15 protein-coding genes are annotated in these 16878 nt (G+C 42.6%); 10 read left to right on the top strand and 5 right to left on the bottom strand.

Features of this window, described 5'->3' with window-relative positions; all coding sequences use genetic code 11:
- Positions 1-25: 25 nt before the first annotated feature.
- From tpiA to AC5WJX_RS04380, 4 genes are read left to right on the top strand one after another with little or no spacing between them, the layout of a single operon-like run.
- Entirely contained in the window at positions 26-787 is a 762-nt protein-coding gene (gene tpiA, locus AC5WJX_RS04395) for a triose-phosphate isomerase (protein WP_494483523.1), read from the top strand.
- Positions 787-1626, top strand: a complete 840-nt coding sequence (prmA, locus tag AC5WJX_RS04390; RefSeq protein ID WP_494483522.1) for a 50S ribosomal protein L11 methyltransferase — start codon at positions 787-789, stop codon at positions 1624-1626. Before tpiA ends, prmA begins: the two co-directional genes overlap by 1 nt.
- Before the next feature lie 5 nt (positions 1627-1631).
- A complete protein-coding gene (locus AC5WJX_RS04385) occupies positions 1632-2984 on the top strand; it encodes a UDP-N-acetylmuramate--L-alanine ligase (RefSeq protein WP_494483521.1) in 1353 nt (450 codons plus the stop codon).
- 29 nt (positions 2985-3013) lie between these two features.
- A complete protein-coding gene (locus AC5WJX_RS04380; protein ID WP_440430499.1) occupies positions 3014-3346 on the top strand; it encodes a helix-turn-helix domain-containing protein in 333 nt (110 codons plus the stop codon).
- Here AC5WJX_RS04380 and AC5WJX_RS04375 read toward each other — a convergent pair.
- The 4 genes from AC5WJX_RS04375 to AC5WJX_RS04360 all read right to left on the bottom strand — a co-directional run bounded on the left by AC5WJX_RS04375 (position 3343) and on the right by AC5WJX_RS04360 (position 8839).
- A complete protein-coding gene (locus tag AC5WJX_RS04375; RefSeq protein WP_494483520.1) occupies positions 3343-4461 on the bottom strand; it encodes a GNAT family N-acetyltransferase in 1119 nt (372 codons plus the stop codon). The genes AC5WJX_RS04380 and AC5WJX_RS04375 overlap by 4 nt on opposite strands.
- 73 nt (positions 4462-4534) lie before the next feature.
- A complete protein-coding gene (locus tag AC5WJX_RS04370; RefSeq protein WP_494483519.1) occupies positions 4535-4732 on the bottom strand; it encodes a hypothetical protein in 198 nt (65 codons plus the stop codon).
- A gap of 394 nt (positions 4733-5126) precedes the next feature.
- Entirely contained in the window at positions 5127-8054 is a 2928-nt protein-coding gene (locus AC5WJX_RS04365) for a ligand-binding sensor domain-containing protein (protein ID WP_494483518.1), read from the bottom strand.
- Between the two features lie 11 nt (positions 8055-8065).
- Positions 8066-8839: a LytR/AlgR family response regulator transcription factor gene (locus AC5WJX_RS04360; protein WP_440430503.1), complete on the bottom strand. Its 774-nt coding sequence runs from the start codon at positions 8837-8839 to the stop codon at positions 8066-8068.
- 141 nt (positions 8840-8980) lie between these two features.
- Here AC5WJX_RS04360 and AC5WJX_RS04355 point away from each other — a divergent pair, with 141 nt between their 5' ends.
- Together AC5WJX_RS04355 and AC5WJX_RS04350 are read left to right on the top strand one after the other, a co-directional pair.
- A complete protein-coding gene (locus AC5WJX_RS04355) occupies positions 8981-9712 on the top strand; it encodes a ferritin-like domain-containing protein (protein WP_494483517.1) in 732 nt (243 codons plus the stop codon).
- 11 nt (positions 9713-9723) lie between these two features.
- Positions 9724-10575: a ferritin-like domain-containing protein gene (locus tag AC5WJX_RS04350; RefSeq protein ID WP_494483516.1), complete on the top strand. Its 852-nt coding sequence runs from the start codon at positions 9724-9726 to the stop codon at positions 10573-10575.
- Positions 10576-10661: 86 nt separating this feature from the next.
- Here AC5WJX_RS04350 and mqnC read toward each other — a convergent pair whose 3' ends face one another.
- The gene (gene mqnC, locus AC5WJX_RS04345) at positions 10662-11786 is read right to left on the bottom strand and encodes a cyclic dehypoxanthinyl futalosine synthase (RefSeq protein WP_440430506.1); all 1125 of its coding nucleotides are present in this window, start codon (positions 11784-11786) and stop codon (positions 10662-10664) included.
- Positions 11787-11885: 99 nt separating this feature from the next.
- Here mqnC and AC5WJX_RS04340 point away from each other — a divergent pair, with 99 nt between their 5' ends.
- The 4 genes from AC5WJX_RS04340 (at position 11886) to guaB (ending at position 16509) form a co-directional block, all read left to right on the top strand.
- Positions 11886-13130, top strand: a complete 1245-nt coding sequence (locus tag AC5WJX_RS04340; RefSeq protein WP_494483515.1) for a M16 family metallopeptidase — start codon at positions 11886-11888, stop codon at positions 13128-13130.
- On the top strand, positions 13123-14397 hold the full coding sequence (locus tag AC5WJX_RS04335) for a M16 family metallopeptidase (protein WP_494483514.1): 1275 nt from the start codon (positions 13123-13125) through the stop codon (positions 14395-14397). The genes AC5WJX_RS04340 and AC5WJX_RS04335 overlap by 8 nt, the downstream gene beginning before the upstream one ends.
- 75 nt (positions 14398-14472) lie before the next feature.
- On the top strand, positions 14473-14934 hold the full coding sequence (locus AC5WJX_RS04330; protein ID WP_494483513.1) for a GNAT family N-acetyltransferase: 462 nt from the start codon (positions 14473-14475) through the stop codon (positions 14932-14934).
- A gap of 105 nt (positions 14935-15039) precedes the next feature.
- A complete protein-coding gene (gene guaB, locus AC5WJX_RS04325) occupies positions 15040-16509 on the top strand; it encodes an IMP dehydrogenase (protein ID WP_440430510.1) in 1470 nt (489 codons plus the stop codon).
- Positions 16510-16878: the final 369 nt, after the last annotated feature.

The following is a 16878-nucleotide window of genomic DNA, read 5'->3' as shown; positions in this document are numbered from 1 at the left end:
ACCTAAACTAAAAATACCTAATATCATGAGGAAAAAAATTGTAGCTGGTAACTGGAAAATGAATATGGATTATGCTGAAGGCGTTTCCCTATTCTCAGAAATTGTAAACATGGTTAGAGATGAGAAAAAAGGCGATCAGCAAGCGATCATCTGTGCGCCATTTATTCATTTGAACAGCCTGGCTAAATTAGGCGGCACGACCGTTCACATTGGTGCGCAAAACTGCCATCAGAATGCGTCTGGAGCTTATACCGGAGAAATCTCAGCTAAGATGATCAAATCTGTTGGTTGCAGCTTCGTAATTATTGGTCACTCTGAACGTAGACAATACTTCGCAGAGACGGACGCCCTATTGGCTGAAAAAACAAAAGCAGCACTTGCAAATGGACTTACCCCGATTTTCTGTATAGGCGAGACATTGGATGAGCGTAACAACGGTGATTACTTTAATGTAATTAAATCACAGCTTACCAATGGTATTTTTGGCTTATCTGCTGAAGATTTTGCTAAGATCGTTATTGCTTATGAACCAGTTTGGGCTATTGGAACAGGTTTAACTGCTTCTTCTGATCAGGCGCAGGAAGTTCATGCTTTCATCAGAGCCGAGATTGCTACACAATTCGGATCAGAAATTGCTGAGGGTGTAAGTATCCTTTACGGAGGTAGCTGTAATCCAAAGAATGCTGCAGAACTTTTTGCACAGCAGGATATCGATGGGGGCTTAATCGGTGGAGCGTCACTTAAATCCCGTGATTTTACGGATATCGTTAAAGCATTCAACGCCTAATGCAATATATACAAGTCACATTTGAATTTAAAAACATTGAAGAATATCAGCGGGATCTTTTAATAAGTGATCTCGCTGATATTGGTTTCAATACCTTCGAAGATACCGAGAATGGCTTTTCGGCATTCATAGATCAGGATAGCTATAAAGAGTCATCATTAAAGACGGTTTTGTTATCCTATGATGAAGAATTGGAATACAGCTATGCTGTGAACGAGATTGCCGGTGAAAACTGGAATGAACAGTGGGAAAAGAATTTTGAGCCGCTTGTGATCAGTGATCAGTGTTACGTCCGTGCGACTTTTCACCCAGCAAAGCCAGAATATCCATATGAGATTGTAATAGATCCGAAAATGGCCTTTGGTACGGGACACCATCAGACAACCACGATGATGATGGAATATATCCTTTCCATGGACCTGAATGGTAAAACAGTGTTAGACATGGGATGTGGTACGGGCATCCTTGCTTTTCTGGCGGCAAAAAAAGGGGCCTCTCAACTTACCGCAATCGACTACGATCAGGTTTGTTATGACAGTACCCTGGAGAATGCGGCGTTAAACAAGATCAGCAACATCGACATCATCTGCGGGGGTAAGGAAGTTATTCCGGGCTTATCGTTTGATGTTATTCTGGCCAACATCAACAGAAATATTCTGCTGGATCAGATCGGTAGATATTCAGAAGTACTAAAAGCTGGGGGAGAGATCGTTTTCAGCGGGTTTTATGAAAGCCCGGATCTTGATATGATTAAAGAGGCTTGCTTAAATGCAGGCATGCAGTACCAGGATCATAAAAAGATTAATGACTGGGTTGCTGCCCGGTTTATCAAACAATAACAATTATGCGTATACATTTCATTGCAATTGGAGGTAGTGCGATGCACAACCTGGCAATCGCTTTACATAAAAAGGGATTTCAAATCACTGGCTCTGATGATGCCGTGTTTGAGCCTTCCAGCAGTAGGCTTGCAAGATTTGGCTTGTTGCCAAGTGTGATGGGCTGGGATGCAAATAAGATCACTGCCGATCTGGATGCGGTCATTTTGGGCATGCATGCTTTTCCGGATAACCCGGAATTATTGAAAGCTCAGGAACTTGGGCTTAGGGTTTATTCGTATCCTGAATATATCTATGAACAAACGAAGGACAAGCTGCGTGTGGTAATTGGCGGCAGTCATGGTAAGACAACCATTACCTCCATGATCCTGCATGTACTAAACTACTATCAGAGAGATTTCGACTACCTGGTTGGAGCACAACTTGAAGGTTTTGATACGATGGTGAAAGTGACGGATGAAGCTCCTGTGATCATCATTGAAGGCGATGAATACCTCGCTTCGCCAATAGACCGGAGACCGAAGTTTCATTTATATAAAGCCAATGTCGCTGTTATCAGTGGAATTGCCTGGGATCACATCAATGTGTTTCCAACTTTCGAAAGCTATGTTGAACAATTTGACATCTTTATCAATACCATTCAACCTGGAGGTCGCCTGATTTACTGTGAGCTGGATGCGGAAGTTAAAAAGGTTGTTGAAGCCTCTACTGCAGGTGTAGAGAAGATTCCGTATCGGATTCCAGCCCATGTGGTTAAGAATGGTGTTACCACCTTGCTGCCCGATGGTACAGCCCTGAATGTGTTCGGCGACCACAACCTGATGAATTTAAGTGCAGCGCGGCATGTTTGTGCAAGCCTAGATATAACTGAAGAAGCGTTTAACAAAGCAATAGCGTCGTTTAAAGGTGCAGCAAAGCGGTTGGAACTCATTGGCCATACCGAAACGTCTAACGTGTATAAAGATTTTGCACATTCGCCTTCGAAGTTAAAGGCTACCATTGCTGCTGTCAAGTCACAGTTTCCTGACAGGAAGCTGGTCGCTTGTATAGAGTTGCATACATTCAGTAGCCTGAATAAAGAATTTTTACGTCAATATGATGATACAATGGCGATGGCAGATCATGCAATCGTATACATTGACAATGCGACATTTGAGCACAAAAAGATCAGGCCGTTTACTGAAATCGATGTCCAGGAGGCATTTAAAGATGAAAACTTAATCTTCTTTAACGAGAAGAGCGCCCTGGAAAACTACCTGTTGGCAATGAATTTTACTAATACGAACTTATTGCTTATGAGTTCAGGAAATTTCAGTGGTTTAGATCTTATTAAACTGGCACGCGAGTTGAAGGTCTAGACCAAGAAACACACAGTTAAAAAACTATCATGAACATTATCGGTAAAAATATTCGACAGCTACGACAGAAAAATGGATGGAGCCAGGGGGAAGTAGCAAAAAGATTGAAGATTTCCATACCTGCATTTTCCAAAATAGAAACGGGCATTACAGACATAAATATCTCCAGATTAGAACAGATTGCAAATCTCTTTGAGGTTTCGACAATGGACATTATTTCTAAAGAAGGAGAAAACCCACAATCGGTAAACTTCGAAGAGATCAACAGTCTGAAAGAAAAGTTATCCGCAAGAGAAGAAGAGATCATTAAACTTCAGAAAAAGGTTATTGATCTTTATGAAGAAATCAGAGGAGAAAACTAGAAAGTTTTACGCAACGTCATGTGCCGCTTGCCAAAAGCGGCACCCGTTGCTTCATGAATTGCCAGCATTTTATCGTTAAAATCTCCTACCCAAGACATTTCAAGTTCCCTGTACTGATTTAGCGGCAGGACATACTTGCCCAGGGTGATAAATAGGGCAGACTCCAATCCATGTTTTTGATAGGCTGTTTTAGTACCCATTACAATGGCACGCATTCGGGAAACGCCTCTCCAGCGTTTATAAACGAAGATCAGCTTCTGCAGCAAACCTAACTTTCCTTTGAAACCTTTGATCATCTGATTTGCATCGGGAATGGTCACGAGGAATGATGCGGGCTCGCCATTGACATAGGCAAACCAAATGAGTTGCTCGTCCATAATGGTTTCCATCTTTTTGAAGGATTCCATCAGGGTTTCTTTTTTAATTGGTACAAAGTTTTTGAAGTCTTTCCATGCGTCATTATAGATTTCCATTAAATCGTTGACATACTTTTCCGAGTTCTTTTTGGAGAAGTGCTCGAAAGTATAACCAGGCTTATTTGCAACCCAGTTGGCGATTTTGGAAAAGCGCTCAGGAAAAGGCTTGGTGATGTCGAGGTGATTGGTAATTTGCTCGTAAGAAGTTTCAAAGCCGTAAGCAGTAAAGAGTTTGTGGTAATATGGCGGGTGATAGTTCATACCATAGGACGGCGGGCTGAAGCCTTCTACCAGTAAGCCCCAGAAAGAATCATTTTCACCGAAGTTAATTGGCCCTTCCATGGCCTCCATTTTTTGCGCTTTCAACCAGGATTCGGCGGTTGCAAATAGCAATGAAGCAGCTGCCTGATCATCAATGCACTCGAAGAACCCCATTCCACCGGTAGGTACCTCGTACTGATGTGCTTTTTTAAAGTTTACAAATGCTGCAACACGTCCGATAACAAGCCCCTGATCATTTCTTAAGATCCATCTGGTGCAAACGCCATGGCTATAGAAAGGATTCTTAGTTGCGTCAAAGATCTGTTCAATGTCCTGATCAAGCGGACAGATCCAATTTTCATCTCCTTGATATATGAGGTGTGGAACGTTTAAAAATGCTTTACGGGTACTCTTGCTGTTAACTTCAATAATCTGCATGCGCGCGCTGAATGGGTGTAAAATTAAAAAGCATCCTATTTAGGATGCTTCAATATTAAGTTTTTTTTATCAGTTAATAATCATCGTCGTCGTCAGAATCAAAAGTATCTAGCGTATCCAGATCATCCAGAGGCAAATCAAAGTCATCATCCTCGTCGTCGAAAGGAGCTGCTTTGCTAAAGCCAGTGGTCTGAATTCCATCTAGATTGTCATCTTCAAAACGGGTATCATCAACAGAACTTTTCTTGGTGAATTTCTTAGTTGTTGTCATACAAATAAAATAAAATGGCTGGTTACGAATGCTAATTTAAATATACAAATTGATTATCTAAGGGGCGGTACGTGTTGTACAATGCAAAATTAAAAAATAAATAAATCTTCCAAGCTGAATTTTAAAACTTGCATTTAAATATGCGAACCTGCAGAATTGTGCGCAAAAAAAAAGTGGTAAAGATTTTGGCTTTACCACTTTTAACACACAAATGAAACCCTGAATTGAGATACTGTTTTTAGGTTAGGTGAACATATCTTTGGTCAATTCTATAAGAACGCGCTTTAACAAACCATGTTTGTTTAATTTCTAATACAAGTTTAAGGCAAAGCTTGGCTCTATTTTTTTATTCTTAGCTAATGGTAGAAATTATTGAGTAAACGGTCAATTGTGATCAAATTGGCACTTGTATGGTCACCATGGTGCCAGAATTTCCACGTTGATTGATGGAGATCTGGATTGAAATCGATTCAATCTGATTAAGCAACTGTACCCTTTCCTGCGTTAAGCTCATACCTTTGCTACTATGGCTATCCCGCTTCAGTCTTTGTGAATTATCTATACCCACGCCGTCATCAATGATATATATTAGCAGTACTTCTTCATCAATAACTTCCATGGTGATCTGAATATTTCCACCTTCTTCTTTTGGCATGATCCCATGCCAGATTGCATTTTCTACATAGGGTTGCAGCAGCATCGAAGGAATAAAAACCTCTTCTTTATCAATCTTAGGATCTATTTTGATGGTATAGTTGAACTTTTCACCAAAACGCTTCTTTTCAAGCCCTAAGTAGAGCGTAAGGTATTCGAGTTCCTCTTCCAAGGAAATAAAGCTTTTGGTACATATTTCCAGGTTCTTCCGGATCAGGCGTGCGAAACCTGTTAAGATCTTATTGGCTGAGGAGGTATCCTTGGTGTTGATGTAGTGTTGAATTGAATTCATCACATTAAAGATAAAATGTGGGTTCATCATTGCGAGCAATGCACGTTGTTCCAGGATTAAGATCTTGTGCTTTAACACCAATTGCTTTTGTTCCTGGTTTTTCCGCCAATTGGTAATGATTACGGCAATTTTATAGAAGGAGAAACTGGCGGCAATGAGCAGTACCAGAATAAACCAATTGCGTTGCCAGAAATGTTCTTCAAGCTTAAACTTGATCTTTGTAGGATCACTCCATTCGGTGTTGTTGGATTTGCTGCTGATTTCGAAAGTATAATCGCCGGGAGAAAGCGCTGAAAACTCCAGTCTCCTGTTCCGGGTTTCAGTCCAGTTATCTAGAGGATTCAATCGAAATCTATAAACAAGGTCCTGTTTTTCGAAGTCAATTGCGCTATAGATGAAGGTGATGTTATTTTTTGATGGATCAAGTGAAACTAGGGTATCCTCAACAGCGAGGGAATTGTTGTTATTCAGGATACTGGAAACGATGACTTTAGGTGCCTTGCTTTTCTTGGTAAATGCTTTTTTTGGAATGAAAATCAATCCATTGTTCGTCGCAAAATAGGCTGTTTTGCCACTGATGTAAAGGTCATTAACATCGTTTTTTAACAGTGCATTGGTATATTCAAAGCTTTGTATTTCTACCTTAGCTCCATCGATGTGGACATTGTTAATCCCATTGTTTGTAATTACCCAAAGGTGATCACCGTCAACGAATAGTTTCTTACATATGTTGTCGGCTAATCCGTCTAAGATCGTAACTGTCCTGATGATCTTGCCATCTTTAATGTAAGTCAGACCGTAACCGTCAGTAGCAAGTACAAGCATACCGTTTCCAAGTTCCTTGATGTCGTTAACCCGTTTGTCTTTGAGGTACTCGATGTCTTTTGCGCTCTTTAAACCTTCGCCACCTACCGAACTTAAGCCTTCGGTATTCGAGTACCACAGTTGTCCGGTACTATTGAAATGAACCGAATAGGCCCGATTGGCAAAGAAGTTCTTTCCATTTCTAAGCTTTAAAGCATGAAAATGGAATTGCTCCCGGGGGTTGTCAATCAGGAATACTCCGGATGCGGAAGCAATCGCCAATTGGTTTTTAGCGCTCAGGCTGAAATCTTTAACCGCGAGTACTGAACCTGTAGCTTCCCTCAGTAATTCTGCTTGTTGTTGTTGATAGATATTTTTAATTCGACCTAAGGCAAAGTCTGTACTGAAATAAATGGAACTGTTACCACTATCCAGGTGTAGCTGTTTGATGTTGTTTTTAAATCCGAGTTTAGCAAGGCCGATCTTTTGAATGGAACTGGACTTCAGGTCAAGAACATTCAACATCCCCTTATCCAGACCCAACCAAAGGCGGTTGTTCTTATCTTTGGTGATGCTTTTGATGTAGTTGCTGGACAAGCCTTGTTCCTGATTCAAGATGTACATCCGGTTTTCCTCGCCAGGTAGCATGTAGATACCATTAGAGGTCGTAAACCACATGTTTTGGTGCTTATCCCTGATAACCTGACTTGCAGGAATGTTGTGTAGGTACTGCACTGAAGGCTTACCTTTTTCAAACTTGAAGACGCCTTCATTATTGCTAAGCCACAATTCGGTAGATGTTGCATGAATGAACCCCAGTTTGTTGTTCAGCATTTCTGCAGGTACCTTGATGTCGATCGCTTTCACTCCATGCTCAAAGCGCTTCAAGCCATCATTGTCAAGGTATAAAAGGTTGTGCTTTGGTCTGATATCGACTGTCTTGTAGGACAAGGACTTTGGCATCCCGTCTGCGTGATAAAATGCATTATTTTTGAAGACCATACCTGCATTCTGATTGAGCACCCATATATTTCGATCTTGATCTTCATAAACGGAAGCATCTGTGAATTGCCGGTTCATGTCTTTCGATTGAAAATTTACCAACCTTTCGCCGTCAAATAGGTAGAGCAGGTTTTTGTTTGTTCCTAACCAGAATCGTCCTCGGCTATCTTCGAAAAATGAGATAATGATTTCGGTAATATTCAGCTTGCGGAGTAGAGGGGAATTGGATTTGTTGTAAATTTTACCGTTGTGAAAATAACTGAGCTTGCCACTGAAACTCAGAAACCAGATACGTCCGTTCTTATCCTCTTTGATCTGGAGGATCTGATTGTCGGGAAGACCATCGTCAATGCTGAAATTGCGGAAGTATTTGCCGTCGAAACGACTTACGCCGGCGTCAGTGCCGACCCAGATGTAGCCCTTGCTGTCCTGTAAACTAAAAAAGCAAGTATTGCTGGGCAATCCATCCCTCACGTCGAAATGTTCGATGTAAGTGGTTTGCGCCTGAAGAAGCTGCGTGGAGGATAAGAGCACAGCGCAGAGGATATATAGGAAGTATTTGTATAACACTGGGATGTTGTTTATAGCTGCGTGTAGTTTCTTATCCGTTCCAGGAAATCACTTGCTCGTCGCCGGGAAACCGCAATTCGCTGACCATTTTTTAGGGTAAGTTCGAGTCCATTCCTGGAATTATATTCTTGCAGATAGTTTAGATTTACAATGCTTGATTTATGAACCCGCACGAACTGACTTTCTGGAAGGATCTCTTCGTATTCTTTCAAAACTTTAGAGACTGTTATTTTTTCATTATCATGAAGATGGAAGATCGAATAGTTACTGTCCGCCTCCACATGTACAATATGATCAAGATCCACCAGTGTATAGCCCTGGCCGTTTGGTAGGCTGATTTTCCGGACATTTTTTTGATCAAGGTCATTTTTTAAGCTTAACAGGCGGGCGCTGCTCGAGGTATCCGATTTTTTTGACGAAATAAACTTTACCGCTTTCTCGACACTTTCCTTCAGTTCATCAATGTCAATCGGTTTTAGCAGATAGTCAAGGGCGTTGGCCTTAATTGCTTTTACGGCATATTGGTCATATGCGGTAGTGAACACCACATGTGCGTTATGCTGCTCAGCTGTGCTAATTAACTCGAATCCATTCTCTCCCGGCATTGCAATATCAAGAAAGATTAAGTCTACCTGATGCTTCTGTAAAAGAAGTTTTGCCTCGGCGACGGATTTGGCTATCCCCGTGATATGCACCACTTTACAGTTCTCTTGTAACAGGAAATATAGCGAGGATCTCGCAAATTCCTCATCGTCAACTATTATGGCATTAATTGTGTTACTCATTCCATTCGGGTTGTGTTAATATACTAGAAATCAAGTGTGTAGCTATGTGAAATCACTACACATTTTCTTTCACAGTCTGTCCTATATCTGGTTTAATCGTAGTACTTAATCTAACTTGCAAAATAGTTAATCTAAATTTCCATGAAGAATTTAATACAAGAAGAAAAAGAAGTAACTCACGATAGTGAGCGTATTTTAAATTCAGTTTTGCCTCGCCGTTCGTTCCTGCAATTTGCTGGTGCCGGGGCGGTAGGCGTTGCCCTGATGGCGGCAGGATGCAGCAAAGATAAAGATTACGTTGGTCCAACCGACCCAATTGTTCCTGGAGAGAACAAAGTGGAGCTAGGTTCGGGAGACACTGGCATTTTAAACTATGCATATGCGCTGGAACAATTGGAAGCGGCATTCTACACGAAGGTGGTGGAGTCTTTCTGGTCGGGCATTAGCGAAAAGGAGCGTGACTTCATTACAGATATTCAATTGCATGAGGTTGCGCATCGTGAATTATTCAAAAACTTGTTAGGAGATAAAAAAATTGGAAGCCTAGCTTTTGATTTTAGCAAAGTAAACTTTAGTGATAAAAACTCGGTATTGACTGCAGCGAAAGATCTTGAGGATATTGGCGTGGCCGCCTATAATGGTGTGGCACATTTACTTAAATCAAAAGATGCATTAATTACAGCTGCAAAGATTGTGTCGGTGGAGGCACGTCATGCAGCGTATATCCGTGAAATTTTAAAGCAAAATGACTTTGCTGCAGGGGTGGTAGGTGCAAACGGACAGGACCGGTCATTAAAACCTTCAGAGGTACTGAACTTCGTAAAACAATATATCACCACCGAAATCAACGCCAGTAATTTACCAACTGCTTAAACAGAACCCTTATGAATTTTTTAAATATACTTAACGAAATAGAAAAGGCCGACAGTGAGATTTATGATCGCATAAATCCACGCAGGGCTGCAATGAAAGACTTCTTCAGCTTTGGCAAGAAAGTAGCCGCCGCGTCTGTACCACTTGCAATAGGTACTATGTTCAAAAAAGCTTATGGACAAACCGCAAGTCCGGCGGTGATTAATGCTTTGAACATTGCGCTTGCGATAGAATATTTCTCCGCAGAATTTTACACCAGAGGCTTCAATGAAGCACCATTTGGTAGTGTCTCTACAGCAGCAGCGGACAAAGCCGCCATTGCAATTATCAGAGATCATGAGCTGGCTCACGTGAAATTTCTTCAGGATACCATTTCAAAGGCAGGCGGTACGCCAGTTTCAGCACCATTAGTTTCATCTTACGATTTTACTGGTAAGGGCGAGTTTGCTCGTCCGTTCCAAAACTTGGACAGCTTCTTGAAAATCGCACAGGGCTTGGAAGATGTTGCGTTACGTGCGACCAAGGGGGTAGCTGAAGATTTAATGGGTAGTCCATACTTAACTGCTGCATTAAATATGCATGCGGTAGAAGCAAGGCATTCAACAAAAATCCGAATGATCCGTCTTTCCAGAAATCTTTCACAGAGCTTACAGCCTTGGATTTCATTGAACGATGAGACCGATGCACGCCCTGGACAAGGCGCATATTTAGGTGAAGAGAATGTTACGCAACAAGGACATAATATTACAGGTATAAACGATAATCGATCTGTCGATGCTGCAAGGGCCACTGAAGCATTTGATGAACCGATTAGTAAAGCAGCTTTAAAGGATGTGTTGGCACAGTTCAAGGTGATCATCTAATAACATCATATAAAAAGAAAACGGCGATAGAAACATCCTACCGCCGTTTTCTTTTTATACCGATCTTTGAATATACCGGTAAAGCTTTAATATGTAATCACTTGTTCTTCCATTTCCTTCGGCAGTTCGCGGTAGTTATACTGCTGTCCACGTAGCTGCGGCACAAAGCCAGCTTCCATGATGGCCTGCTGTATACCTTTTGCTGTAAACCGGTGCGGTGCACCAGCTGCTGACACCACATTCTCCTCAATCATAATGGAACCGAAGTCGTTGGCACCGGAGTGCAGGCAAATTTGTGCAACAGATTTGCCAACAGTAAGCCAGCTTGCCTGTATATTCTTAATGTTTGGCAACATGATCCTGCTTAACGCTAGCATACGAATGTATTCATCACCGGAAACATTGTTGCTGATACCCCTTAAGCGCTTCAACAGCGTGCCATCATCCTGAAAAGGCCATGGAATGAAGGCTAAAAATCCTTTTGCATCTGCTGGTTTTTCGGACTGAACTTCGCGGATCCAGACGAGGTGCTCAAAACGCTCTTCAATCGTCTCCACATGACCAAACATCATGGTTGCTGATGTGGTAATATCCAGTTTATGCGCGGCACGCATCACGTCCAGCCACTCCTGACCGCCACATTTACCTTTAGATATCAAGCGTCTAACGCGGTCATTCAGAATTTCTGCACCAGCCCCTGGCAGTGAGTCCATACCAGCCGCTTTAAGTGTGCTGAGTACTTCTGTATGACTGATACCTTCGAGTTTGGCTACGTGGGCAATTTCTGGTGGTCCTAAAGCATGTAGTTTCAGGTCGGGATAAAGTTCTTTTAACTTTTTAAACAGGTCTGCGTAAAACTGCAGGCCCAAATCCGGGTGGTGTCCACCTTGTAAGAGCAGCTGATCACCCCCTAAGCGAAAAGTTTCCTCAATCTTCTGCTTATAAGTTTCGATATCGGTGATGTAGCTTTCTTCGTGGCCGGGGCGCCTGAAAAAATTGCAGAACTTACAATTCGCAATACATACATTGGTTGTATTTACATTGCGGTCAATCTGCCAGGTTACCTTTCCGCTAGGCACTTGCTTTTTACGTAATTCATTGGCCACATAAGCGAGTTCTGCTGTTGCCGCATGGTGATAGAGATAAACGCCTTCTTCCTGTGTTAAGAAGTCAAAATTCAAGGCCCGTTCCAGTAAATTGGCAGTATTCATGTCGCAAATATACCATTCCCTGCGCTATTATTATTTCACAAGAATATCACATTTCCCCTGCCTGTAATACCTATATTTGCCGGAACTTTTTTATATTTTATGGTAGATTTCAACCGTTTTACATTAGCCAATGGCCTTCGGGTTTTGGTTCATGAAGATGATACAACACCAATGGCCGTATTAAACATCCTGTACGATGTAGGTGCCAGAGATGAAGAACAAGGTAAAACCGGCTTCGCCCATTTGTTTGAACACCTCATGTTTGGAGGGTCCATTAATATTCCCAGTTACGATGAACCCCTGCAAAGGGTCGGCGGCGAGAACAATGCCTTTACCAGTAACGATATTACCAATTACTACATCACGTTGCCTGCAACAAACCTGGAAACTGCCTTCTGGCTTGAAAGTGACCGGATGTTGAGTCTTGCCTTTTCTGAAAAAAGCCTGGAAACCCAGCGTAACGTAGTGTGTGAAGAGTTTAAGCAACGTTACCTGAACCAGCCTTATGGTGATGTTTGGTTGAAACTGCGTCCACTCGCTTATGAGCAGCACCCTTACAAATGGGCCACCATCGGTCAGGATCTTAAACAGATCGAAAATGCAAGGATGGAAGATGTGAAAGCGTTTTTTAAGAAGCATTACAATCCTATGAACGCCATCATGGTTGTTGGCGGTAACGTTAAAACGGTGGAGGTAAAGCAGCTTGCTGAGAAATGGTTTGAACCGATTCCTTCCGGTGAGAAGTATGTCAGAAATCTTCCAACAGAGCCGGCGCAGACCGCTGCTAGAAAGGAAGTTGTTTATGCGGATGTGCCATTAAACGCAATTTATATGGCTTTTAAAATGCCAGCCCGACGAGATCCCGCTTATCAGTCTTTTGATCTCATGTCAGACGTGTTGTCGCAGGGACAATCTTCCCGGTTATATAATAGTCTTCTAAAGGAGCAGCAACTATTCAGTGATATTCATGCATACATTACCAGCAGCATGGACGAGGGTTTATTTGTGATAGAAGGTAAGCTTGTGGAAGGCGTATCGGTGGAAGATGCGGAAGCAGCCATCTGGCGTGAACTGGAGTTATTAAAAATCCAGGGCGTGAGCGATGATGAAATCACAAAAGTGAAGAACAAAACGGAGTCGATCATGGTTTTTGCGGAGTTGAACCTTTTAGACAAGGCGATGAACCTGGCCTATTATGAACTATTGGGCGATGCTAATCTGCTCAATGCAGAGATTGACAAGTACCTTGCTGTGACACCAGAAAAAATCCAAATGGCTGCACAATCTACTTTCCTTCCTGAGAAATGTTCCACATTGTATTATTTGATTAAAAAAGATGCTTAACAGAACGATAACACCTGAATTTAAACAGGTCAATGATATTAATTTTCTGGTGCCAAACAAACAACAGCTGGACAACGGCATCCCGGTATTTACCATTAACGCGGGACAACAGCACCTGGTACGAATTGAGTTTATTTTTGAAAATGTAAACTACAATGCCTTAAAGCCGCTACAGGCAATAGCCGTGAACCAGTTGATCAACAATGGGACACCTTCGTTAAGCGCAAAGGAGATTGCAGAGCGTGTGGATTATTATGGAGCATTCCTGCAAACCGAATATGGAGCTGATCAAAGCAGTGTCCGTGTGTATACGCTGAATAAGCACCTGGCAGCTGTTCTTCCGATTTTAAAATCAATCATCACAGAAAGTATTTTCCCCGAGCAGGAGCTTGCAATTTTTGTTCAGAACCAGAAACAATCGTTACAGGTTAGCATGCAGAAAAATGACTACCTGGCTAGGAAGCAATTCGCCAATGAAATTTTCGGCAATACCAGCTATGGTTCCAGCATAGAACCCGAGCACTATGATGCAATATCAAGACAAGAGTTGCTGGATTATTTCCATGCAGCTTATAAGCCAGAAAACTGTACCATCTTTGCTGCAGGGAAATTCGATGCAGATGCTTTTGAAATCCTAAACCGGAACTTTGGCGGTAACTGGGGCGAGCAGGTGCCATTTCAGATTAATAAATTTGACTTCAAAATAAAGGATCGCAAAGAGATTTTTATCGAGCGACCGGAAGCGGTACAATCGGCCATAAGAATGGGACGATTGGCAATTAACCGTAGCCATCCTGACTTTCCAGGCTTACAAGTACTAAATACACTTTTGGGAGGTTACTTCGGCTCACGTTTGATGGCTAATATCCGTGAAGATAAAGGTTATACTTATGGCATTGGTTCAGCTGTTGTGTCGCTGCGTGATGCAGGATATTTCTTTATCGCTACAGAGGTGGGTGCAGAAGTATGTACTAGTGCAGTAAAGGAGATTGAGCTTGAAATTGAGATGCTGAAAAATGAACTCGTTCAAGCACCGGAGCTGGACCTTGTACGAAACTATATGCTTGGATCCATGCTTGGTAGTCTGGAGAATGCGTTTTCTCACGCGGATAAATTTAAAAACCTCTACTTTTCTAATCTTGATTACAGCTACTATGACCGGTACATCAACATTGTGAAAACCATCACACCCGAAGAACTCTTGGTTCTGGCGAATCGCTATTTGCAACAAGAGCATTTTACGAGTGTAATTGTGGGTAAAAAATAAAGCAAATTACGATCATATACTTTAAAATAGCTGAAACACAAAGGCGGCTTTGCTGTTCTACGCTAAACATTTTTTATGCCTCATACGCCCATAGATAAAAACACGCTTGTTTATATTTTCAACCCAGACCTGGACAGCATTGACTGGACACACATCTGTGAACTGTTCTATAAAGTTAACTGGCGCACCCGAGTTGAGGACGAGATTAGATTGGCTTTTAGCAAAAGTACCGTGACCTTGTTTGTTTATTTTGAAGCGCAGATCATTGCCTTTGGCAGGACCGTGGATGATGGAAGATACTATGCTCAACTGGCCGACATTATTGTAGATCCTGACTATCAGGGTAATGGGCTTGGAAAAAGCCTGGTCAGTAAAATTAACGAACAACTGGAAAATTATCATTTTGTAACACTCACCGCTGCACCGGGAAAGGGCGACTTCTACAAAAGTCTGGGTTGGAAAAAACAGACGACCGCATTTATCTGGCCGCAAGGACCGAAGCAGCGGCGTCAGCATACGGAGCCTGAAGCCGAATAATTGTCAGCCGCAGGTTAAAAGGCGCATATAACGAGATGTCTATTGTGTATTCCTTATTATTAATGTAGATTTGCCCGGCAAATAATAACTCCTAAATTATTTGCTATGCAACTCGATCCCCAAAAATTTATTGCTGAAGGACTAACATACGATGACGTATTGCTGGTTCCGGCATATTCAGAAGTTCTTCCACGCGATGTGGATACACAGACCTATCTGACCAAAAAAATCCGCTTAAATGTTCCTGTTGTTTCTGCTGCTATGGATACGGTAACAGAATCCGGCTTAGCCATTGCAATTGCGCAGGCAGGTGGTATCGGGATGCTGCATAAAAATATGAGCATTGAACGACAGGCTGAAGAGGTTCGTAAAGTTAAGCGTTCGGAAAGTGGTATGATCCAGGATCCGGTAACACTTAGCAAAGATGCTAAAGTCTCAGATGCCTTTCAGATCATGAATAAATACAAGATCGGTGGTATTCCGGTAATTGACGAAGACAATAAACTTGTCGGCATCATTACCAACCGTGATCTTAGATTCCAGAAAAATATGCAGCGCCCCATCTTTGAGGTGATGACAAAGGAAAACCTGATTACTGCTCCTGAGGGAACAACATTATTGCAGGCGGAAGAAATTCTTCAAGATTACAAGATTGAAAAACTTCCGGTTGTTGATCAGGAAGGCCGCCTTGCAGGACTGATCACCTTTAAAGACATCCAGAAATATAAAAACTTCCCAAAAGCATGTAAAGACGAACATGGTCGCCTTAGGGTAGGTGCTGCTGTTGGCGTTGCTGCTGATAATATAGAACGTGTAGCTGCATTGGTACAGGCCGGCGTAGACGTCGTAACCGTTGATACTGCACACGGACATTCCAAAGGTGTAATTGATATGGTGATTGCGATTAAGCAACGTTTCCCTGATCTGCAGGTTATCGCAGGAAATATTGCTACCGCAGATGCTGCCCGTGCCTTGGCAGAGGCTGGTGCGGACGCCGTAAAAGTTGGTATCGGTCCTGGTTCGATTTGTACCACCCGTATCATTGCTGGAGTAGGTGTACCGCAGCTCTATGCCGTTTATGAATGTGCACAAGCTTTGAAAGGTACAGGCATTCCTGTTATCGCTGATGGCGGTATCAAACAAACTGGTGATATCGTGAAAGCAATTGCAGCAGGTGCAAGCACCATTATGGCTGGCTCGCTGTTCGCAGGTGTCGAAGAATCTCCAGGTGAAACCATCATCTATGAAGGTCGTAAATTCAAGTCTTACCGCGGTATGGGCTCTGTTGAAGCCATGCAGCAAGGATCAAAAGATCGTTACTTCCAGGATGAAGAAGATGTGGTTACCAAACTTGTACCAGAGGGAATTGTTGGTCGTGTACCGTACAAAGGCACGCTTGGAGAAGTAATATACCAATATATCGGTGGTCTTCGTGCAGGTATGCACTACTGTGGAGCAGCAACGATAGAGGCTCTTCAAAATGCCAAGTTCGTGCGCATTACGGCAGCTGGTATGCGTGAAAGCCATCCACATGATGTATCCATAACTAAGGAGGCCCCTAATTATTCCAGATAGGCCCTTAACAAGGGGTTGACAAGGGGTTGACAAGGCTTACACAAGGCCCTGACCTGGCAATTGCCGCGTCAGGGCCTTGTTTGTGTGCGCCCGGCACGGGCGCAAACTATAGGGTGAAAGTCCCGAACGCGCCTTGATAGTGGGAAGCGTTAACCTAAGGCAAGGGTGTCCTTCGCGAGGAGGAATCTGAAGGAAGCCGGCGGTAAATCTCTGGCCTGACGAACAGGAAGCGAATCAGGCAGTTGGATGTGGGTGAGTTTGCACAACAAAATAAAGCCCAAAACTATCCGAAACATCCCGCTGTATATTCGACAGGTATATGGAGAGAAAGTTTGCGTTCTTACCCGGGGAGATCTGATAAACTGCTGC

It is taken from the genome of Pedobacter sp. NEAU-ZC8, from assembly GCF_059278965.1.
Note: the sequence above shows the minus strand (reverse complement) of the source record. Positions and strands in the feature narration are given on the sequence as shown.